Origin of the sequence: Brevibacterium rongguiense (genome assembly GCF_009857845.1) — a bacterium.
Taxonomy (GTDB): Bacteria; Actinomycetota; Actinomycetes; order Actinomycetales; family Brevibacteriaceae; genus Brevibacterium; species Brevibacterium rongguiense.
Genome location: NZ_WWEQ01000159.1, coordinates 1 through 255 on the forward strand (window position 1 = coordinate 1; position 255 = coordinate 255).

The window sequence follows — 255 nt, forward strand, 5'->3', positions numbered from 1 at the left end:
AATTACGGCGTGTATGGCCACCGCAAGATGTGGCACGCGATGCGCCGCCAGGGCTGGATGATCGGACGCGACCAGACCGCCCGGCTCATGAGAGTCGCTGGGCTGCACGGTGTTCGGCGCGGGCGTCACCCGTTCACGACCGTCGCGTCGAAGCTGCCCGATCACCGCCCGGACCTGGTCGAGCGTGACTTCCACGCGTTGGCGCCGAACGAGCTGTGGGTGGCGGACATCACGTACGTGCGCACCGTCGGTGGG

1 protein-coding gene is annotated in these 255 nt (G+C 68.2%); it reads left to right on the forward strand.

The window, feature by feature from the left end; translation table 11 throughout:
• Nucleotides 1-255: IS3 family transposase (locus tag GSY69_RS15485; protein ID WP_160954417.1), on the forward strand; the 255-nt coding region annotated here is incomplete at both ends.